Source organism: Methylobacterium thuringiense (assembly GCF_022179645.1).
Taxonomy (GTDB): Bacteria; Pseudomonadota; Alphaproteobacteria; order Rhizobiales; family Beijerinckiaceae; genus Methylobacterium; species Methylobacterium thuringiense.
Genome location: NZ_BPRA01000010.1, coordinates 209,023 through 228,401, shown reverse-complemented (window position 1 = coordinate 228,401; position 19,379 = coordinate 209,023). Strand labels below are relative to the sequence as shown.

Genomic DNA, 19,379 nt, shown 5'->3' with positions numbered 1-19,379 from the left:
GTCGATACGACTCCCCGGGGCACGACCTGCGGCCGTCCTTTTCAGACAAGCTAGACCCGATCCGGACGCGGTCAACGCGAGACCCTGCGGCGCGATCGGAGAAACCAGGAACTTTCGAGCCCCGCTCGCACGTTAATCGCGAAACGAGGAGTCTTTTCATGCCGATGCGATCCATCATCGCGACGATGTTCGTCCTGACCGCCGCGCCCGCCTTCGCCCAGACCGAGACCGGCACCGGCGGCGGCCCCACCTCCACGGTGACCGCCCCCCACACCACCTCCGTCGGCCAGACCAAGCCGCCGGGCGCCGCCGCCGGACCGGGCCCTGCCGAAACCCGCGAGGGCCGCACGGAGCGGATGAACAAGGACGACAAGATCATGAAGGGCATCTGCATCGGCTGCGGGACGAAGTAGCCCCGCCGCCGACATCACCGCGCCTCGCCCTGCGTCGCAAGCGGCGCGGTTGCGGGGATGTCCTTCAGGGCGGGGGCCTTGGCACCGGCGAGGTCCTCGATCAGCAGGCGCGCCGAGATGCGGGCGCCCTCGTAGATCACCGGCAGGCCGGAGCCCGGATGGGTGCCGCCGCCGACGAGGTAGAGGCCCGGCCCGAAGCGGTTGTGCGGCCGGAACCACAGCATCTGTCCGAGATCGTGCGCGAGGTTGAAGGTCGCGCCCTCGTGCACCGTGAATTCGTCGCGCCAGTCGCGCGGGTCGAGCACGCGCTCGTAGCGGATGCGGCTCTCGATGTCGGCGATGCCCAGGAGCTTCAGGCGCTCCAGCACCAGCCGGCGGTAGGCCGGGCGCACGCTCTCCCAGTCGATGCCCGACTTGAGGTTCGGCACCGGCACCAGCACGTAGAGCGCGGTGTGGCCCGGAGGGGCCATGCCGCCGTCGGTGTATCCGGCATGCTGCACGTAGAGCGACGGCGTCATCGGCAGGGTGCCGCCGGTGATCTCCTCGATGTTCTGCTTGTAGTCCTTCGACAGCAGGATCGAGTGGTGCCCGAGACCTTCGGGGACTGTCCCCTCGATGCCGAGATACATCATGAAGGTCGAGCAGGAGAGGCGGGCCTTGTCCACCTTGCGGTCGCGCCAGCGCGGCCTCTGCGTCTCGGGCACGAGATCGCGAATGGTGCCGGCGAAGTCGCCGTTGATCACCACCGCGTCGGCGTTGAAGGTCTCTCCGTTCACGACGACGCCCGCGGCGCGCTTGCCCTGGTAGACCACGCGCTCGACCTTGGTGCCGAGGCGGATGTCGACACCCATGCGGCGGGCGAGCCCCGCCATCGCCTCGGAGACCGCGCCGCAGCCGCCCACCGGGTGGTAGACCCCGTGCTCGTATTCGAGGAACGACAGGATCGTGAACAGGCTCGGGCAGCGGAACGGCGACATGCCGAGATATTTGGTCTGGAACGAGAAGGCGAGGCGCACCCGCGGGTCGGCGAAGTAGCGCTTGAGATCCTTGTCTACGCTGCGGCCGGGATGGAGATGGGGCAGGGCGGCGAGCATCGCCGGGCTCATCATCGAGAAGAAGCGGTCGAAGGACTGCTCCAGCACCGGCTTGAAGAAGTTCAGCTTGGTCCGGTTCTCGGTAAAGAACGCATGCAGGTTCTTCGCATCCTCCGGCGCGATCCGGGCGATCTCGGCGCGCAGCCGGTCCTCATCGCCGGTGGCGCGGATCTCGCCCGAGACGCCGCCCTCGCCCTCGAAGAGCAGGTGGTACATCGGGTCGAGCCGCTTCAGCTCGACGTGATCCTCCAGCCGCTCGCCACAGCTCTCGAAGATGTCGGCCAGGATCTGCGGGTAGAGAAAGAAGGTCGGGCCGATATCGAAGCGGTAGCCGCCCGGCGCCTCGACCGTCTTGGTGCGCCCGCCGACCACGGCGTCGCGCTCGAACAGCGTGACGTGGATGCCGGCCTTGGCGAGCAGGAGCGCCGTGGCGAGACCGCCGGGTCCGGCTCCGACGACCGCGACGCGGCGGCCGGACAGGCTCCGCAACCCCTCGCCTGACTGTAGCAACGCCGTCCGCTCCCCCTCGAGACCCATAACCTGTCGGCAAGGCTATCTCTGCCTCCGCACGTTGTGCGGCAATTGCCACGGAATGTCGCGCGTAAAGCCACGCTTACAGCCGGCACCGTCGCCGCAGCAGGTGATGCAGCGCGATGGCGCCGGCGGTGGCGACGTTGAGCGAGTCGAATCCCGCCGCCATCCCGATCCGGATTCTCTGGCAGTGGGCCATCAGGTCCGGCGGAAGTCCGGGGCCTTCGCTGCCGAGCAGCACCAGGGCGCGGGCGGGCAGGGCGATGTCGGCGATGTCGGCCTCGGTCCCCGGCGTCATCGCCAGCGACACGAGGTCGTGGCGCGCGGCGAGGTCGAGCAGCGCCTGCGGGCTTGCCGTACGCGCGAAGGGCACGGTCAGCGCCGCGCCGGCCGAGACCCGGATTGCCTTGCGGTAGAGCGGATCACAGGTGGCGTCGTCGAGAAGCACCGCGTCGGCCCCGAAGGCGGCGGCGTTGCGAAACAGGCCGCCGACATTGTCGTGGTTGGTCAGGCCGACGAGGCCGAGCACGGTCGCGGGCGCCGGGGCAGGGGGGATCAGCCCGGCCGGCTCGGGCGGCGCGCCGCTCAGGCCCACGGCCAGGACGCCGCGATGCATCGGAAAGCCGGCCACCGCGCCCATCACGGCACGGGAGGCGCAATAGACCGGCGGCGGCGCGGGCATGGTTTCGATGAGATCACCGAGGCCGGGCAGGCGTTCCGGCGAAAGCAGGATCGACTCGACCCGGAAGCGCGAGGCCGGCGACAGCATCAGCCGCAGGGTGACCTCGCCCTCGACGATGAAGCGCCCCCGCCGGCCGACGAGATCCCGCTCACGGATCGACGCGTAGGGCGCGAGCCGCGGATCGGCGGGGTCGTCGATGGTGATCGCTGGACTGGCGCTCATCGTGTCGTCGACCCTCGACGCCGAAGCATCGACGGTCCCTGCACTCACAAAAGAATCAGGCGCGGCCGCCGCCCATGCGCATGGTGAGCGGGTCGGCCTCTTCCTTCTTCGGCACCTTCACCAGGGCCTCGCCGTCGAGCACGACCTCGTCGCCGACCTTGCAGGTGCAGGTGAGGCGGGCGCGGCGGCGCTCGGCGATGAGCTCGGCCACCTCGACGATGACCTCGACGGTGTCGCCGATGCGCACCGGCGCGCGGAAGTTGAGGGTCTGGCTGATGTAGACCGCGCCGGGGCCGGGCAGGCGGGTGCCGAGCACCGCCGAGATCAGCCCGGCCGTGTAGAGGCCGTGGGCGATGCGGGTGCCGAAGGGCGTGCGAGCCGCGAAGTGCTCGGAGAGGTGGATCGGGTTGCGGTCGCCGGTGATCTCGGCGAAGCCCACCACGTCGGAAGAGGAGATCTCCTTCTTCCAGATCTCGGTGAGGCCGACCTCCAGATCCTCGAAATACAGAATACGAAGTTCGGGCAACATCGCTGGGTGTCTCCGGTGCCGCCCGCGACGCATGCGAGCGCAGCAAAGCTTTGGCCTTGCACAGGACGGAGTGCAAATCCAGTGCGCGGGGCGCGCGGCCGAGGGCAATCCCGAACGCGGTCGGGACGGTCTGCACCGCGTCCGGGGCGGCGATTGCTCCCGGTGGGGCGGTCCGGTACGGCCCTCCCGGCGGCAAGCGCCCGCGGCGACGAGGTGAACCCGGCCATGGACGAACACGGCTCCGCGCCGGGATTGCGCCCGGTGGTCGTCCGCGTCGCCGCGCTGAACCTCGGCTATTTCGGCATCGAGATCGCGGTGGCGCTGGCCATCGGCTCGGTGGCGCTCTTGGCCGACAGCCTCGACTTTCTCGAGGACGCGGCGATCAACCTCCTGATCTTCGCCGGCCTCGGCTGGAGCCTGCGCAACCGGGCGCGGCTCGGCACGGCGCTCGCCTTCATCCTGCTGCTGCCGGCGCTGGGCGCAGCCTGGGCAGCCTGGGACAAGATCGCGGACATGGCGCCGCCGGCGCCCCTGCCGCTGACGCTCACCGGGATCGGTGCGCTCGCGGTCAACCTCACCTGCGCGCTGATGCTGGCGCGGCACCGCGCGGGCGGCGGCAGCCTGACCCGCGCGGCCTATCTCTCGGCCCGCAACGACGTGGCGGCGAACATCGCGATCATCCTGGCCGGCCTCGCCACGGCGGCGACGCTGTCGCCCTGGCCCGACCTCGTCGTCGGCCTCGGCATCGCGGTCCTCAACGCCGAGTCCGCCGTCGACATCCTCAAGGCGGCGCGCGCCGAGCGCCGCGGCGCCGCCGAAGCACGGGTTTGACCGGTTCATGCACCTGTTTCCGATCTCAGACCTGCATCTCGAACGCCGCCGCCTCGACCTGATCCCGCGGCCGACAGGGCCCTTCGACGTGATGGTCTGCGCCGGCGACCTGTTCGAGGGCCGCCCGGAGGAAGGGCTTGCCGCCGTGCTCGCGCTGGCGGACGGCCGGCCGGTGGTGCTGGTGCCGGGCAACCACGAGCATTACGCGCCCACCGGCGACGGCCGCACCGCACCCGAACTGCTCGCCGCCCTGCGTGCCGAGGTCGCGCGGCTGGTCGGGGAGGGCACCCGCCTCCACCTGCTGGAGAACGGCGCGAGCACCCTGATCGACGGGGTGCGCTTCGTCGGCACGACCCTGTGGAGCGACTGGTCGCTGGCGGGCCGCTGGCTGACGCCGGACACGCCCGGCCGCCCGGAAGACCCGGTCGCCTTCGCGGCGGCGCGTATGACCGATCCGGTCACCGGCTCGCGGGAGTTTCGCGGTTCGATCCGCAACGCCGACGGCACGGCCTGGTCGCCGGCCGACGCCATGGCGGCGCATCGCGCCGAAAAGGCCGCGCTGCTGGCCGCCCTCGCCGAGCCCCATGCCGGCCCGACCGTCGTGGTCACGCACCACCCGCCGAGCCCGCGCGCGGCCGACGCGTTCCGAGGCGCGCCCGGCGTGCCGTGGTGGGTGCCGGCCTTCTACGCGACCACCGTGCTCGAAGACCTGCCCGAGGCACAGCGCCCGGAGGCCTGGATCTCCGGGCATTTCCATGCCGGCCACGACTTGGCGGTCGGCCGCACCCGCTGGGTCGCGAACCCCGTGGAGGGCAAGACCTTCAAGCCGGACCTGCGCATCGCAATCGGCTGAGCGGGAAACGCCCGGGCCGTTCCCGTGTTGTCACGGACCGATCGTTCTCGAACCGGGAGCCAACCATGAAGTCCAAGACGGCTGCGGCGCTGGGCGTGCCGCTTCTGCTCCTATCCGGCGCCGCGTCGGCGCAATCGGGCGGCGGCAACAAGCCGGCCGAGATCCGCCAGCCCGGTCCTCCCCGGATCACGACGCCGGGCGAGCCGGCCACGGAGTTCGTGAAGCCGGGCGGCGGGACCAAGAGCGGACCGGGTTCGGTCGAGACGCAGGTCCGCGGCGGGACCGGCGCCGACAGCCGTTCGTCCAGTTCCGCCGCGGACGGCAATGCGGAGAAGCCGGAACTCCCCGTCGGCAACACCGGCGGCGGCGGCGGAAGCGGTGCCGGCGGCGGCTGACGCGACCCCGGCAACCGTATTTCGCCGCGACGAAAGCAGGATCGCGGGTGACGAAACACACGGAGCCGTTCGCGCCGAATCGCTAGATGCGCATGGATCTCGACCGGCGGTGTCAAACCCGCCGCCGCAGGAATCGGCCATGAGCGAGCGCATCGAAGACCTGAAGTTCATCGTCACCATCGGCCTCGTGACGCTGATCGGCACCGGCCTCACCGCCCTCGTCGGCTGAACCGCAGGGCCGCCGGCATCGACGGGGATGCGTGACGCATCCGAGTGACAGCCAAGCCCGCGCAAATCACGTAGAGCCTCCCTCACGCTCTGAGAACAAGCCGGGAACGTCGGTGCGTCCTCGGTGCCCTCAACCGGATCGTTAAGAGGCTTGGGTGATGCGAGGCTCGAACCTGTCCGTCCTCATCGCCGCCGCCTGGCTCTCGGCGGGCGCGGCGCAGGCGCAGGAGACCGATCTCGACGGCCTGCGCCGGGACTGGCACCGCTGCGTCCGCCAGCACTTTTCCGGCCAGCCCGTCAGCGTCGAGAAACGCGCGGCCGAGCGCGCGGCGCTCAGTGCCTGCAAGGCGTCCGAGGACGCCTATGTCGCGGCCGAATTCGCCTTCCGCTCCGCCGATTCCGACACCGCCGTACGCAAGGAGGGTCTCACCACCCGCGCCCGCGCCTGGATCTCCTCGGTGGCGGCCTACGTGGTCGACCCGGTCGCGTCGTGGTTCGGGCGCTGACGTGATACCGGCGGGCGCAGGCATCGACGCCTCCGGCGCGACGGGGCGTCGGCTTCGAGGGCCGGGCTTATGAAGAAGCTTCTCCTCATCGGGATCGGCACGGGCAATCCCGAGCACGTGACGCTACAGGCGGTGCGCGCGCTCAACGCGGCCGACGTGGTCTTTCTGATCGACAAGGGCGACGCCAAGGCCGAGCTGGTGCGGGTCCGCCGAGACATCTGCGAGCGCACCATCACGGGCGCGCAGCCGCGCTTCGTCGAGGCCGTGGATCCCGAGCGCGACCGGATGCCGGCGGATTACGGCGTCGCGGTCGACGACTGGCACGCCGCCCGGGCCGAACTCTACGAAGGCCTCATCGCCGAACACCTCGGCGAGGACGGCTGCGGCGCCTTCCTGGTCTGGGGCGACCCCTCGCTCTACGACAGCACGATCCGGATCATCGACCGCATCCGCGCCCGTGGCCGGATCGCCTTCGACGTCGAGGTCATCCCCGGCATCACCAGCGTCCAGGCGCTCGCCGCCGGCCACCGCATCGCGCTCAACGGCATCGGCGAGCCGGTGACCATCACAACCGGCCGGCGCCTCGCCGAGGACCTTTCGGGCGAGGGCGCCACGGTGGTGATGCTCGACGGCCGGGTCGATTTCGCCGGCCTCGACCCGGATCTGATCATCCACTGGGGCGCCTATCTCGGCACCGCCGACGAACTCCTCGTCACCGGGCGACTCGGCGACGTGGCGGAGGTTATCCGCGAGACCCGGCGCGCGGCGCGGCTGCGCCACGGCTGGATCATGGACATCTACCGGCTGAGCCGACCTGCGACATAGTGACAGCGGTCTGGGCCGATCTTTCCCGGACCGCATGACGAACGGATCGTTCGTTTTAAGAAACGTCTCTTGCGCGACACAGGCGATCCCCGACGCGCATCCGGCCCAGAAAACGCCCCGGCCCAACCCTTGCTTAGCCCTGGCGGGAATTGAAGATTGGCCTTGGTCGCAACGACCATCGAGCCATCTGGGGGCAGGTCATGGCGGCAGCCTGGCGCGTCGTACGTGGGATCGGACTGGCCGGGCTGGCGCTCGCCTGCCTCGGTGCCGGCACGGTCGTCCAGGCTCATCTGCGCAGCGGCCTCGAACCCGCTGAGACCGTCCTGTTCGGCATCTACGCCCGCCTCTCCCTCGAACTCGAATCGCGCCTCGGCACCGACCTGCCGGGCCCCGAGACCCGGATCGTGCTCGGCCCCGGCGGGCGGGACGTGCGGCTCTCGGGCGAACTGACCGAGGGCGCCGGCGCGCGGCTCGAACGCCTGCTCGCCGAGAACCCCCGCGTCGAGCGCATCCACCTCACCAGCGAGGGCGGCCTCGTCGACGAGGGCGAGGCGATCGGCGCGGCGATCGCCCGGCACCGCCTCGCCACCTACGTCCCCGATTTCTGCGTCTCGGCCTGCACCCTCGCCTTCGTGCGCGGCCGCGAGCGCCACATCATGGCGGCGACCCGGCTCGGCTTCCACGCGCCCTACGAGGCCGGGCTGTTCGGTCAGGTGTTCCGCGCGGACGGCGCCCCCGAGCGGGCCGCCTACATCGCGGCCGGCGTCTCCGCCGAGTTCGCCGACGCCGCCCTGCGGGTGGCCTCGCAGGACATCTGGTTTCCGGATCCCGACCGGCTGCTGGCTGCCGGCGTCGCCACCGGCATCGTCGACGCGTCGCGCTTCCCCGATTCGACCCTCGACGACGGCGACGACGCGGCGCATGCCCGCGCCACCGTGCTGCGCAACCTCGACCTGCTGCACGGCTTCGAAGCGCGGGCGCCGCGGGTCGTGGACGGCATCGCCGCCTGGTACCTCGACAGCTACCGCAGCGGCCTGTCCGAGGCCGACGCCTTCGAGGGCCTGAAGCGGCTCGCCGCCCGCAGCCTGTCGCGGGCCATGCGCGGCGCCGACGACCGCAGCCTCGTCGCGATGGGGCGCCATCTCCTGAAGGCGATGGAGGCGTCGCGCGCGGACCCGGCGGCCTGCGCCGCCATCGGCGCCGACGGCAACCTCGTCCTCGCCCGGCAGGTGCTGAAAGGCGAGGGGAGCCGGCTGGACGAGACGGGGGATCTCGCGGCCCGCGCCCTGGTCGTGCGCGCCTTGTCCCATGCGGATCGCCCGGTGCCGGAACCCGACGCCCGCACCCTCGCCGACGACGCCCTGCGGCCGCTCTCCGCGCCGCCGCACGCCGCATGCGCGGGCCTGCGCACCGCCTATGCCGAGGCCCTGGCGCTGCCCCGGCGCGACGCGGCGGCGACCCTCCGTGGCCTGATCAATCCGTCCGCGGCTCCGCGCCCGTCGCTGGAGGCGTCGGCCCAGCCCTAGCTCTAATGCCGGACATCGCCCGCCGCCTGCGTGAGGCGGCGGGCGAGCTCGAAGCCGATCTCCACCGCCAGCCGGTCGACCAGACGCGCCAGCGACGGGTTTCCCAGGGGCGGCACGAGGCCCTTCATCGCGATGACGTGGTCGGCGAGCTGGTTGGCCTGCCACTGCGCCTGCCGGGCGGGGCTGCCGCGGCCGAGCCGGCCTTCGGTGAGATCGAAGGCGAGGCCGCGGGCGCGCACGGCACGATGTCCCCCCTCGATGTCGGTGCGCCCCATCAGCCGCAGCCAGCGCGCGCCGCGCCGTCCCTCCCAGGTGCGGAACTCCGCCTCGAACGGACCGCCCGCCTCCTGCGACGCACTGAGGAGGCCCGCGATCCGCGGCCGATCCTCGGCGTGGATGAGCGACAGCACCCGCGCCAACGGCACCCCGGTACGCTCCTCCGGCGCGAGGTCGAGGGCATGGGCGAGGGAGGCCGCGACGCTGAAACGGTCGGCCGAGACATCGTGCGTCCAGGCGCCGAGGCAGGCCGACTCATCGAGGGCGGCCGCGAGTTCGGTATCGGGCAGGGAGGGGGAAACCGGCATCCGCGCAGACGCTCCAGGGACAATGCGAAGCTGGCCACGGCGGCTCAGCCAAAATATACTTGAAGTTTATTTTTCGGCGACTGGCACCGAACGGAAAACCTAACGTATGCGTTGAAGCCGTGTAAAGCGCGCTCTTGAATGTCACGGTTTCCCGACCCCCGGCCCCAATTTATTTTAGCAACCTCAGGTTATGAAATTGACGGCGCTCCGCCAGAGCCGGCCCGTGTCGCCGAGGGCCGATCTCCACGGATCACAGGATGCCATGATCGCGTCATCCGCCGATCCGATGCTCTTAACCCCCGGTTAACCATGATCGGCGACACCGGGGCAGGGACATCCGGGATCACGGCATCCCGGGATCACAGGACGCCGTGACGGATCGCGGCGGCAGGCCGGCAGGCTCGAGGGGTTTCACGGCGATGAAGGCCATCACGTTCGTCACGCAGAAGGGAGGCAGCGGCAAGAGCACGCTCTGCATCTCGCTCGCCGTCGCCGCCCAGGAGGCCGGCCACACCGTCTGCATCCTCGAGATGGACCGTCAGGCCACCATCTCCGACTGGCTCGACCACCGCACGGCCGAAGGCCCGGAAGTCGCCCAGATCGACGCCACGCAGATCGAGGCCGTCATGGAGCGCCTGCGCGAATCGGCCTACGACTACGTCTTCATCGATACGCCCGGCGTCGATTCCAACGGCACGCTCTCGGCGATCCGTGCGGCCGACCTCTGCATCATCCCGTGCCGCCCGACCCCGGCGGATCTCCGCGCCTTCAAGCCGACGCTGGCAGCCGTTTATCGTCTCGAAAAAAAGTTCGCCTTCGTGCTGAACCAGACGCCGCCGCGCTCCTACCGGATCCGCGACGCCGCCGACGGCCTCGCCGTGCTCGGCATCCTGCCCGACGTGAACATCGTGGCGCGCACGGACCACCAGGACGCCATCGGCGTCGGCCAGGGCGTCACCGAGTTCAACCCGAAGGGCCAGGCCGCCGGCGAAGTCCGCCGCCTCTGGTCCTGGATCGAGCGCCGAATGCAGGCGGGCAGGGGCATTGGGACCGGCAAACATGTCAAGGCCGCCTAAACTCGACCTCGCGGCGATCGTCGCCGCGGCGACGCCGCCGGCTCGCAAGAGCGCCGACATCGTCCAGCTCGACGTGCCGTCGCCGCGGGCCAAGCCCGCCGCGACGCTCAAGGAGCGCGCCCGGCAGATGTCGGTCTATCTGGAGCCCCCGGTCTACGACCAGCTCCGGGATCTCGCTCATACCGAGCGCACCAAGATGCACGGCCTGATGCTGGAGGCCCTCGACCTGCTGTTCAAGCAGCGCGGCGCCCGCTCCATCGAGCAGATCAACGAGGCCGAGAGCCGCTGAAGCGCAAGCTGCAATTACACTTGCGTCGTCAGTAGCTTACGTCCGGCTCCTGATGCGCCACACGAGCGATAAGTCCCGAGCCGGGCGAACCCGCCACCGGGTCATGGGCCTTTGGTCAGGTCGTCGGCAGGCGGCCTACGCCATCGCTGCGTTCGCGGAATCGTCCGTCGGCGGCGTCGATGATACGATGCCGTCGACGCGCGATGGGAGCCGTGTCCGGTGGAACGGTCGATGGACATGGAAACGCCGGCACAGGCTCCGGCCGTGACGACGCTGGCGCAGAGGAAGGCGGCCGAGGCCGCGCGGCGACGACAGGCGGCCGACGCGGTGGTCGAGGCCCTGCGTGCCTATGCAGGCCGGGAAGGCGGAGCCTTCGTCGTGTTCGGATCCTACGTCGCGGGCACCATGCGCTTCGACAGCGATCTCGACGTGCTGATCGATTTTCCGGCGGAGCGCGCCGGCTCCGCCTGGAACTTCGTCGAGGACGTCTGCGCCGAGCACGGAATCCCGCCCGACATCCACGATGCCGGCACCTGCCGGCCCGCCTTCGTGGATCGCGTGCGGGCGCGGGGGCTGGCTCTGCCATGACGGACGCACGCTGGACGGAGGTCGACGACGACCTGGGCGCGGCCTGCCGGCACTTCGGCAGGGCTGCGGACCTATTCGACGAGGGCGGCTTCGATCTGGATGGTCTCGCAGGCTACAAGCAGGACATGGCGCTCCAGCACGCCATGCAGTCGGCCCACACCTCTCTTGAGAACGCCCTGGTGCGCATCCTCGAGATCCTCAACGAGGAGAGACCGACCGGCGAGAGATGGCACGCAGACCTCGTCAGGCGCGCCAGCCGTCCGCTGATGACGCCGGGTCGCTCGCGTCCGCCGATCCTGACGCCCGACGTAGCGGGCGATGTCGAGGAGACCCGGCGTTTCAGACATCGCGCCACACACAACTACGATGACTTCGACCCGACCCGGGCCGTTCCGTCCATCGACGCCGCACGCCGTCTCGCGACCAGCCTGAAGCCTTCCATCGCGGCCTTCCGGACAACGATCGACCCGCCTCCGGCCCCGCTGCCGGTCGCGTGAACGCGCAGTCGATGTCATAGATTTCACAGCGAATCTGTTTCTGAACAGTGGATTATCGGGCGATCTTCATCCCTGATCTCAACAGCACGCCGGTCGGTCGCGTCTCTCTGCGTCACCGTTCAGCCTTCGTTTACGCCGTCCGGACAATTGTAGGCGTCGTGAGGGGATCACACCCCGATCGTCACGACAGCGTATCGAGCGGCCGCGCTTCCCGCGTTCCTGGGAAGCGATGATCGGCCGCCATTGACCCGGGCGAGTTGCGTATGGCGCGGATCACGACGGCCGGATGTTTTCCGGCGATGGACGCACGGCCGCGTAGCTGGCCGGTCTGGCGCCTGATCGGGGTCTGCGCGGTGGCGCTCACCACCGCCAACTGCGCCGGCAACAACCCGCAGCGCATGGCCGGCGCTGCGTCCTCCGGCAGCGAGATCGACCCGAAATACGGCGTGAAGGCCAGCCGGCGCCTCTACAACGAGGGCGACGTGATCCCGAAGGGCGGCGGACGCCGCTTCTCCGGAAAGCCCTACGTCGTGGCCGGCAAGACCTACGTGCCGCGCGACGACGCCAAGGGCTATGTCCGCGAGGGGCTCGCCTCCTGGTACGGCTCGGCCTTTCACGGCCGCATGACCGCCAACGGCGAGGTCTTCGACCGGCACTCGATCGCCGCAGCGCATCCGACGCTGCCGCTGCCGAGCTATGCCCGCGTCACCAACCTCTCGAACGGCTATTCGATGGTTGTGCGCGTCAACGACCGCGGCCCCTATCACGCCAACCGCGTCATGGATCTCTCGGAGGAGGCAGCCCGCGCCCTCGATTTCCACAACAAGGGCACCGAGAAGGTCCGGGTCGAGTATGTCGGCAAGGCGTCCGTCGCCGGCAGCGACGACCGCCGCCTGCTCGCCAGCCTGCGCACCGACGGCCGCCCGGCCTCGACCGGCTCCGGCTCGCCGGTGATGGTCGCAGATCTCGGGCCGGACCGTGAGCAGCCCGCACCCGAGCGCTTCGCCCGGACGACGCGCCCGACGCTGGCCTACAAGCCGGCGGAGTCGGATGAGGACACCGCCGAGGCGGCCCCCGCGCCGCGTCCGCAGCGCGCGCCGATCATCCTGGCGAGCGCAGCCAGCGTCGCCGTGCCGGCCGCCGTCCAGCCGACGGCCGCCCGCGGCGCGGCCTTCCGCCCGATGCCGGTCGCCGGCCTCAACCCGTCGGGTCCCGCCTCCCGCACCGCCATGGCCTCGGCCGGGCGCAACGCCGCGCCGCTGAGCCTCGCCCCGCCGCAGATCCGCCTCGCCGGCGCGATGCGCGGGACCGCTCCGGCCGCGTCGGCCCGCACGGCGCAGGCGGCCTTCGGGGGAGGGGCTCAGCGCACGGCTCTGGTCTCGGCGGCCAAGGCCTCCCCAGTCATGGGCAAGGCCGCCCCGGCAGTGCGGACCGCCGCGACGATGCCCTCGAACGACAAGCTCGCCATGGCCCGACTGCTGTCCGCCTCGACGGCCAAGGCATCCCCGGCGGGCAAATCCGCCGCGGTGACGAAATCCGCCTCCGGTCCGGCCGGTCGCCGCTCGCACGTGGCCGGCGTCTACTAAACCTCTGCGGCATCCCCGCGCGTTTTCCCCGCGCGGCGTCCTAAGACATTTACTGGAAACAATCCGGCTGTTGTAGATCGTCCTCCGAAACGGGGTCGTGAAGGCAGGGCGGATGGGACTCGTCCAGTACGCGCTGAAATTCCGCATCACGACCTACGTGCTCGCCGTGCTGATGATGCTCGGCGGTGCCGGCGCGATCCTCGTCACCCCGAAGGACGTGCTGCCCACCGTCGACATCCCGGTGGTGGTGGTGGTCTGGACCTATACCGGCCTGTCGACGCCGGAGATGGAACGGCGGATCACGACCTATTCCGAATTCGGAATCTCGAACAACGTCAACAACATCGCCCGCATGGAGTCGACCACGCTCCAGGGCACGGCGGTGCTGAAGATCTATTTCGACCAGAGCGTCAGCATCGACCTGGCCATCGCCCAGGTCGTGTCCTCGACGAACTCGATCCGCGCCCTGATGCCGCCGGGCGTGCAGCCGCCGGTGATCGTGCGGTTCTCGGCCTCGTCGGTGCCGGTGATCCAGCTCGCGCTGACCTCCACCAAGGACAGCCTGAACAAGGTCTACGACTACGCCCAGTACCGCATCCGCCAGCGCCTGACCCAGGTGCCGGGCTCGACGCTGCCCTCGCCCTTCGGCGGCGCGCCGCGGCAGGTGATGGTCGACCTCGACCTCCACGCGCTCCAGGCGCTCGGCATCACGCCGCTGGAAGTCACCAACGCGGTGACCTCGGGCAACCTGACCCTGCCCTCGGGTCTCGCCAAGTTCGGCGAGCAGCAATACCCGGTCCAGCTCAACGCCACGCCCGAGACTATCGCGGCACTCAACGAGATCCCGATCAAGGTGGTGGCCGGCCAGCCGGTGCTGGTGCGCGACGTCGCCCATGTCCGCGACGGCGGGCCGCCGCAGGTCAACATCGTGCGGAGCGAAGGCGCGCCCTCGGTGCTGATGCGGGTCCTCAAGAACGGCACCGCCTCGACCCTCGACGTCGTCAACAACCTCAAGAAGGCGCTGCCCGACATCCGCGCCGCCGCCCCCGAGGGCATGAGCGTCAAGCCGTTGTTCGATCAGTCGGTCTTCGTCTCGGCGGCGATCCACGGGGTGCTGGAGGAGGCGCTGATCGCCTCGGCCCTGACCGGGCTGACGATCCTGCTCTTCCTCGGCTCGTGGCGCTCGACGCTGATCGTGCTGATCTCGATCCCGCTCTGCATCCTGACCTCGCTCGCGGTGCTCGCGGCGCTCGGCCAGACCATCAACGTGATGACGCTGGGTGGGCTCGCGCTCGCGGTCGGCATCCTCGTCGACGACGGCACGGTGGCGATCGAGAACACCTACCGGCTGTTCGAGGAGGGCAGGCCATTTCGCGAGAGCGTGGTCCATGGCGCGGCCGGCATCGCCAAGCCCGCGCTGATCTCCACGCTCTCGATCTGCGCCGCCTTCGTCTCGGTCTTCGCGCTGACCGACATCCCAAAATACCTATTCACGCCGCAGGCGATGGCGGTCGTGTTCGCCATGCTGACCTCCTATCTGCTCTCGCGCACCCTGGTGCCGCTGCTCATCGACGTGCTCGTCGCGCGCGAATACGCCCAGCACCACGGCGTGGAGCACGAGAAACCGAAGAGCGGGCGCCTGCGGCGCGCGCTGTCGCTACCGATGAAGCCGGTCTTCTGGATCGCCGGCAAATTCCGCCGCGGCTTCGAGCGGCGCTTCGATACATTCCACCGGGGCTATGTCGGCCTGCTGCACGTGGTGCTGCGGCGGCGCATCGCCACGCTCGCGGTCGTCGGCCTGATCCTGGCGGGCACGGCCGGGCTCTTCGGCTTCGTGGGCCAGGACTACTTCCCGCAGGTCGAATCGAGCCAGATGACCATGCACCTGCGCACCCGCACCGGCATGCGCATCGAGACCGCCGAGCAGGTTTTCGCCGATGTCGAGACGGTGGTGCGGGAGGTGATCCCGCCGGGTGAGGTCGAGCTGATCCTCGACAACATCGGTATCCCGTCGAACAACTACAATTTCGCCTTCTCCGACGGCTCGTTCGTGTCCTACAACGACGGACAGATGCTGATCAATCTGAAGGAAGGCCACGGTTCGGTGGCCGAATACACCAAGCGCCTGCGCGAGACGCTGCGCGAGCGCTTCCCCGATCTCGTGGTCTATTTCCAGCCCTCCGACATCATCACCCAGATCCTGAATTTCGGCGTGATCGCGCAGATCGACGTCCAGGTCTCGGGCCGCAACATCGAGAAGGATCTCGAGGTCGCCCAGCGGATCGTAGCGCGGCTGAAGGAGACCAAGGGACTGACCGACGTCCACCTCCACCAGATCGTCAACGAGCCGCAATTCTACGTCGACATCGACCGCCGTCAGGCCTCCGAGCTGGGCCTCAGCGAGCAGCAGGTGGCGCAGAGCATCAACGTCTCGCTGTCGGGCTCCTTCCAGGTGACGCCGAACTTCTGGACCGACCCGAAGACCGGCATCCCCTACCAGCTCTGGGTGCAGACGCCGGAATACCGCAACGCCTCGCTCACCGACCTGCAGAACACGCCGCTGCTCGTGCAGGGCGGCGGCCGCGACGGCCCGGGCGTGCTGACGCTGCTCTCCAGCGTCTCCTCGATCAAGCGCATGCCGACGCAGACCGTGATCAACCACGTCAACACCTCGCCGACCTTCAACGTCTACGCCGCCGTGCAGGACCGCGACCTCGGCTCGGTGGCGGGCGAGATCGACCGGATCGTGCAGGAGGAGCAGAAGAATCTCGCGGCGCCCGACAAGATCGTCGTGCGCGGCCAGATCGAGAACATGCGCTCGGCCTTCTTCCGGCTGGAGGTGGGCCTCGGCATCGCGCTGATCGCGGTCTACCTGCTGATGGCCGTAAACTATCAGAGCTGGGGCGATCCCTTCGTGGTGCTCGCCGCCCTGCCGCTCGCCTTCTGCGGGATCACCGCCGGCCTGTTCATCACCGGTACCGCCTTCTCGATCCCCTCGCTGTTCGGGGCGATCATGTCGGTGGGCATCGCCTCCGCCAACTCGATCCTGCTCGTCACCTTCGCCAAGGAACACCGCGAGGCCACCGGCTGCACGGCCTTCGAGGCGGCGATCGCGGCGGGCGAGACCCGCCTGCGGCCGGTGCTGATGACGGCCGGCGCGATGTTCCTGGGCCTGATCCCGATGGCGATCGGCTCGGGGGAGGGCGGCGAGCAGAACGCGGCGCTCGCCCGCGCGGTGATGGGCGGCATCGCGCTCGGCACGCCCGCGACGCTGCTGTTCGTGCCGTTTCTCTACAGTCTGCTGCGCCGCGGCGCGGTGAAGCCTATCGAGGATTACGTATGATCCGGTGCAGGCTCGCTGCAACGATGGCGTGCGCATCCCCTCTCCCCGCGTGCGGGGAGAGGGAGAGCGCGCACCGAGGGGTGTCTGGCCTTTGGCAAAGGAACTGATGTGAGCGGGACCGAAGACGATATCCCGCCGCCGCCGGGCAAGGGACCGTTCCTGTTAGTCGCCCTCATGGCGCTCGGCCTGTTGGCCTATGGCGGCTACGGCCATTGGCAGCGCGATGCGGCTGCCACCGAGAGCCGCCGCAAGGTCATCGAGCAGGTGCCCAAGCTCCGCGCCGTCACTGCCGAAAAGATCGATACGCCGGTCGCCCTGACGCTGCCGGGCCAGACCGAGGCCTTCGCCACCGCCCGGATCTTCGCCCGCGCCACCGGCTACATCGCCGAGCGCAACGTCGATATCGGCTCGCGAGTGAAGGCGGGCGACCGCCTGCTGCGCATCGCCGCCCCCGACCTCGACCAGCAGCTCGCCCAGCAGGAAGCCCAGCTTGGGCAGCTCCGCGCGCAATTGCTGCGGGCCAAGGCGATGGTCGATCAGGCCAAGGCCAATGTCAGCCTCGCCCAGGTCACCAACTCCCGCACCTCGACCCTCGCCGGCCAGGGTTGGGCCTCGAAGCAGAACGCCGACAACTCCCAGGCGAGCGTGCTGAGCCAGAACGCCAACCTCGCCTCGGCGGAGGCCGACGTGAAGGTGGCCGAGGCCAACATCAAGGCGCAGCAGGCCACAGTCGACCGGCTCAAGGCGCTCACCGGTTTCGAGATCGTCACCGCGCCCTTCGACGGCGTGGTCACCACACGCAGCGTCGATGTCGGCGACCTCGTCACGGCCGATGCCGGCAGCGGCACGCCGCTCATCGCCATGGTCCAGGACGACGTGCTGCGCATTTCGGTCAACGTGCCCCAGAACGCCTCCGTCGGCGTGAAGCCCGGTATCTCCGCGACCATCAAGGTGCCGCAGATGCCGGACCGCAGCTTTTCCGGCACGGTCGAGCGCAGTTCGGTGGCGCTGCTCTCGGCCTCGCGCACGCTGACGACGCAGGTCGACGTGCCGAACAAGGACTTCGCGCTCCAGGCCGGGCTCTATGTCTACGTGACGCTGCAGATCCCGCGCACGGCGCCCTCGGTGCGGGTTCCGGCGGAGGCGATGGTGTTCAACCAGCGCGGCACCCAGGTCGCGGTCGCCACCCCCGACGGTACCCTGTCGTGGCGCAACATCCACATCCGGCGCGATCTGGGCGCGACCATCGAGGTCGACGAAGGCCTCGACGGCCACGAGCGCGTCGTGATCAGCCCGCCGCCGGACATCCGGGACGGCCAGAAGATCGAGCTCCAGCCGGAGAAGGACGACGGCAAGCCGATGCAGGCGGCGCAGCGTTAGGCGGGGAGCGGTCAGGACGTCGCAGGCGTTACCATTCCCGAGGCTCGGATTCGATCAGCGCGGGAATTCGCTGTATACTCAAGCTTCAGAGGGGCCTGCCAGTTGCAGGCGACGCGCGAGAGACGACCATGCGTGCCGGACCGGCTTTCCAAGCGATCCTTTCCCGCACGGCAGCGGTGCTCGTCACCGTCTTCTCGCTATCGGCGGCCCCAGCGGGCGCACAGACCTTCCAGACGGCCGCGCCCCACGCGATCCTGATCGACGCCGAATCCGGCGCGGTGCTGTTCGAGAAGGCGCCGGACGAGCCGTTCTCTCCGGCCAGCATGGCCAAGCTGATGACCACGGAACTGGTCTTCGGCGCTCTCAAGGAGGGCCGGCTGACCATGGATTCCGAGTTCACGGTGACCGAGGACGCCTGGAAGCGGGGCGGGGCCGGCGGCGGCGGTTCGTCGATGTTCGCGCAGGTCAACAGCCGCATCAAGCTGTCGGACCTGCTGCGCGGGCTCATCGTGCAGTCCGGCAACGACGCCGCCATCACCATCGCCGAGAACATGGCCGGCACGGAGGAGGCCTTCGCCGGACTGATGAACCAGAAGGCCAAGGAGATCGGGCTGACGCGCTCGACCTTCCGCAACGCCACCGGCTACTCGGCCCCCGACCAGAAGGTGACGGCGCGCGACATGGCACGGATCGCCGCGCACATCATCGACACCTATCCGGACCTCTACAAGATCTTCGCCGAGCGCGAGTTCACCTGGAACAAGATCAAGCAGCAGAACCGCAACCCGCTGCTTACCCTCGACATCGGGGCCGACGGTCTCAAGACCGGCTACCTCGAGGAATCCGGCTACGCGCTGACCGGCTCGGCGGTGCAGAACGGCCAGCGCCTGATCATGGTGCTGTCGGGCCTCAAGACCGCCCGCGACCGCGCCTCGGAAGCGCGCAAGCTCATGGAATGGGGCTTTCGCGCTTTCGAGAACCGGCAGGTCTTCCAGCCGGGCGAGACCGTGGCCGAGGTGCCCGTCTTCGGCGGCGAGAAGGGCGCTGTGGCGGTCGTCGCCAAGAAGCCCGTGCGCCTGTTGCAGCCGCGCGGCTCCACCGAGCGCATGAGCGCCCGCGTCATCTACCAGGGGCCGCTCGTCGCGCCGGTGGAGCAGGGCAAGCGGATCGGCACGCTCCGCGTCATGCGCGGCGAGACCATCGCCCTCGACCAGCCGCTCTTCGCCGCGGAAACCGTGGCCCAGGGCACGCTCACTCAGCGCGCCTTCGACTCGGCACTGGAGGTCGGCGGCGATCTGGTGCGCAAGGCCTTCGACAAGGCCAAGGGTGGAGACAAGAGCGCCGGCGCCTCTTGAACCGTGGACGGGCAGCGGCATCGCAACACCCTGCCGGTCATGCTAG

General features: G+C 69.6%; 19 protein-coding genes. 15 read left to right on the top strand and 4 right to left on the bottom strand.

All coding sequences use genetic code 11. The features are described from left to right. Positions 1-158: 158 nt before the first annotated feature. Positions 159-413: a hypothetical protein gene (locus MFF07_RS12730; RefSeq protein WP_147819075.1), complete on the top strand. Its 255-nt coding sequence runs from the start codon at positions 159-161 to the stop codon at positions 411-413. A gap of 14 nt (positions 414-427) precedes the next feature. Here the strand turns inward: MFF07_RS12730 and crtI are convergent, their stop codons facing one another. The 3 genes from crtI to croR form a co-directional block, all read right to left on the bottom strand. Next, complete coding sequence (gene crtI / locus MFF07_RS12725; RefSeq protein ID WP_147819091.1) at positions 428-2,017, bottom strand: phytoene desaturase family protein; 1,590 nt, start codon at positions 2,015-2,017, stop codon at positions 428-430. A 103-nt stretch (positions 2,018-2,120) separates the two neighbouring features. Then, positions 2,121-2,942, bottom strand: coding sequence for a TrmH family RNA methyltransferase (locus MFF07_RS12720; protein WP_147819077.1), 822 nt, complete (start codon positions 2,940-2,942; stop codon positions 2,121-2,123). 55 nt (positions 2,943-2,997) lie between these two features. Beyond that, positions 2,998-3,471 carry a 3-hydroxybutyryl-CoA dehydratase gene (croR, locus tag MFF07_RS12715; protein ID WP_147819079.1) on the bottom strand — a complete coding sequence of 158 codons (474 nt, stop codon included), beginning with the start codon at positions 3,469-3,471 and terminating at the stop codon, positions 2,998-3,000. Between the two features lie 225 nt (positions 3,472-3,696). Here croR and MFF07_RS12710 point away from each other — a divergent pair, with 225 nt between their 5' ends. The 6 genes from MFF07_RS12710 (at position 3,697) to MFF07_RS12685 (ending at position 8,635) form a co-directional block, all read left to right on the top strand. Continuing rightward, the gene (locus MFF07_RS12710) at positions 3,697-4,302 is read left to right on the top strand and encodes a cation efflux transmembrane domain-containing protein (protein ID WP_147819093.1); all 606 of its coding nucleotides are present in this window, start codon (positions 3,697-3,699) and stop codon (positions 4,300-4,302) included. 7 nt (positions 4,303-4,309) lie between these two features. Beyond that, complete coding sequence (locus MFF07_RS12705) at positions 4,310-5,155, top strand: metallophosphoesterase (protein ID WP_147819081.1); 846 nt, start codon at positions 4,310-4,312, stop codon at positions 5,153-5,155. A 65-nt stretch (positions 5,156-5,220) separates the two neighbouring features. Then, entirely contained in the window at positions 5,221-5,550 is a 330-nt protein-coding gene (locus MFF07_RS12700) for a hypothetical protein (protein ID WP_147819083.1), read from the top strand. Between the two features lie 386 nt (positions 5,551-5,936). Then, complete coding sequence (locus MFF07_RS12695) at positions 5,937-6,284, top strand: hypothetical protein (RefSeq protein WP_147819085.1); 348 nt, start codon at positions 5,937-5,939, stop codon at positions 6,282-6,284. Positions 6,285-6,353: 69 nt separating this feature from the next. Continuing rightward, positions 6,354-7,109: a precorrin-6A synthase (deacetylating) gene (gene cobF, locus MFF07_RS12690; protein WP_147819087.1), complete on the top strand. Its 756-nt coding sequence runs from the start codon at positions 6,354-6,356 to the stop codon at positions 7,107-7,109. A 200-nt stretch (positions 7,110-7,309) separates the two neighbouring features. After that, positions 7,310-8,635 carry a COG3904 family protein gene (locus MFF07_RS12685; protein ID WP_238232097.1) on the top strand — a complete coding sequence of 442 codons (1,326 nt, stop codon included), beginning with the start codon at positions 7,310-7,312 and terminating at the stop codon, positions 8,633-8,635. A 2-nt stretch (positions 8,636-8,637) separates the two neighbouring features. Here the strand turns inward: MFF07_RS12685 and MFF07_RS12680 are convergent, their stop codons facing one another. Further along, a complete protein-coding gene (locus MFF07_RS12680; protein WP_238232095.1) occupies positions 8,638-9,219 on the bottom strand; it encodes a PAS domain-containing protein in 582 nt (193 codons plus the stop codon). Between the two features lie 419 nt (positions 9,220-9,638). Here MFF07_RS12680 and MFF07_RS12675 point away from each other — a divergent pair, with 419 nt between their 5' ends. The 8 genes from MFF07_RS12675 (at position 9,639) to MFF07_RS12640 (ending at position 19,333) form a co-directional block, all read left to right on the top strand. Continuing rightward, on the top strand, positions 9,639-10,295 hold the full coding sequence (locus tag MFF07_RS12675; RefSeq protein WP_147821719.1) for a division plane positioning ATPase MipZ: 657 nt from the start codon (positions 9,639-9,641) through the stop codon (positions 10,293-10,295). Next, positions 10,279-10,584 carry a ribbon-helix-helix domain-containing protein gene (locus MFF07_RS12670; protein ID WP_147821721.1) on the top strand — a complete coding sequence of 102 codons (306 nt, stop codon included), beginning with the start codon at positions 10,279-10,281 and terminating at the stop codon, positions 10,582-10,584. The genes MFF07_RS12675 and MFF07_RS12670 overlap by 17 nt, the downstream gene beginning before the upstream one ends. Positions 10,585-10,815: 231 nt before the next feature. Further along, positions 10,816-11,172 carry a nucleotidyltransferase family protein gene (locus tag MFF07_RS12665; RefSeq protein ID WP_147821723.1) on the top strand — a complete coding sequence of 119 codons (357 nt, stop codon included), beginning with the start codon at positions 10,816-10,818 and terminating at the stop codon, positions 11,170-11,172. Further along, positions 11,169-11,669, top strand: a complete 501-nt coding sequence (locus MFF07_RS12660) for a ribonuclease toxin HepT-like protein (RefSeq protein ID WP_147821725.1) — start codon at positions 11,169-11,171, stop codon at positions 11,667-11,669. The genes MFF07_RS12665 and MFF07_RS12660 overlap by 4 nt, the downstream gene beginning before the upstream one ends. Positions 11,670-11,968: 299 nt before the next feature. Next, positions 11,969-13,255, top strand: a complete 1,287-nt coding sequence (locus MFF07_RS12655; RefSeq protein ID WP_238232093.1) for a septal ring lytic transglycosylase RlpA family protein — start codon at positions 11,969-11,971, stop codon at positions 13,253-13,255. Positions 13,256-13,367: 112 nt separating this feature from the next. Continuing rightward, entirely contained in the window at positions 13,368-16,598 is a 3,231-nt protein-coding gene (locus MFF07_RS12650) for an efflux RND transporter permease subunit (protein ID WP_147819244.1), read from the top strand. A 108-nt stretch (positions 16,599-16,706) separates the two neighbouring features. After that, entirely contained in the window at positions 16,707-17,978 is a 1,272-nt protein-coding gene (locus MFF07_RS12645) for an efflux RND transporter periplasmic adaptor subunit (protein ID WP_238232091.1), read from the top strand. A 128-nt stretch (positions 17,979-18,106) separates the two neighbouring features. After that, the gene (locus tag MFF07_RS12640; RefSeq protein ID WP_147819242.1) at positions 18,107-19,333 is read left to right on the top strand and encodes a D-alanyl-D-alanine carboxypeptidase family protein; all 1,227 of its coding nucleotides are present in this window, start codon (positions 18,107-18,109) and stop codon (positions 19,331-19,333) included. Positions 19,334-19,379 lie beyond the last annotated feature (46 nt).

Bases quoted from the DNA above. Each gene is read 5' to 3' on its own strand.
- MFF07_RS12670 (WP_147821721.1), top strand. From the start codon at position 10,279: ATGTCAAGGCCGCCTAAACTCGACCTCGCGGCGATCGTCGCCGCGGCG.
- MFF07_RS12650 (WP_147819244.1), top strand. From the start codon at position 13,368: ATGGGACTCGTCCAGTACGCGCTGAAATTCCGCATCACGACCTACGTG.
- MFF07_RS12705 (WP_147819081.1), top strand. From the start codon at position 4,310: ATGCACCTGTTTCCGATCTCAGACCTGCATCTCGAACGCCGCCGCCTC.
- croR (WP_147819079.1), bottom strand. From the start codon at position 3,471: ATGTTGCCCGAACTTCGTATTCTGTATTTCGAGGATCTGGAGGTCGGC.
- cobF (WP_147819087.1), top strand. From the start codon at position 6,354: ATGAAGAAGCTTCTCCTCATCGGGATCGGCACGGGCAATCCCGAGCAC.
- MFF07_RS12685 (WP_238232097.1), top strand. From the start codon at position 7,310: ATGGCGGCAGCCTGGCGCGTCGTACGTGGGATCGGACTGGCCGGGCTG.
- MFF07_RS12640 (WP_147819242.1), top strand. From the start codon at position 18,107: ATGCGTGCCGGACCGGCTTTCCAAGCGATCCTTTCCCGCACGGCAGCG.
- MFF07_RS12710 (WP_147819093.1), top strand. From the start codon at position 3,697: ATGGACGAACACGGCTCCGCGCCGGGATTGCGCCCGGTGGTCGTCCGC.
- MFF07_RS12660 (WP_147821725.1), top strand. From the start codon at position 11,169: ATGACGGACGCACGCTGGACGGAGGTCGACGACGACCTGGGCGCGGCC.
- MFF07_RS12720 (WP_147819077.1), bottom strand. From the start codon at position 2,942: ATGAGCGCCAGTCCAGCGATCACCATCGACGACCCCGCCGATCCGCGG.
- MFF07_RS12675 (WP_147821719.1), top strand. From the start codon at position 9,639: ATGAAGGCCATCACGTTCGTCACGCAGAAGGGAGGCAGCGGCAAGAGC.
- MFF07_RS12655 (WP_238232093.1), top strand. From the start codon at position 11,969: ATGGACGCACGGCCGCGTAGCTGGCCGGTCTGGCGCCTGATCGGGGTC.
- MFF07_RS12680 (WP_238232095.1), bottom strand. From the start codon at position 9,219: ATGCCGGTTTCCCCCTCCCTGCCCGATACCGAACTCGCGGCCGCCCTC.
- MFF07_RS12730 (WP_147819075.1), top strand. From the start codon at position 159: ATGCCGATGCGATCCATCATCGCGACGATGTTCGTCCTGACCGCCGCG.
- MFF07_RS12665 (WP_147821723.1), top strand. From the start codon at position 10,816: ATGGACATGGAAACGCCGGCACAGGCTCCGGCCGTGACGACGCTGGCG.
- MFF07_RS12695 (WP_147819085.1), top strand. From the start codon at position 5,937: ATGCGAGGCTCGAACCTGTCCGTCCTCATCGCCGCCGCCTGGCTCTCG.
- MFF07_RS12700 (WP_147819083.1), top strand. From the start codon at position 5,221: ATGAAGTCCAAGACGGCTGCGGCGCTGGGCGTGCCGCTTCTGCTCCTA.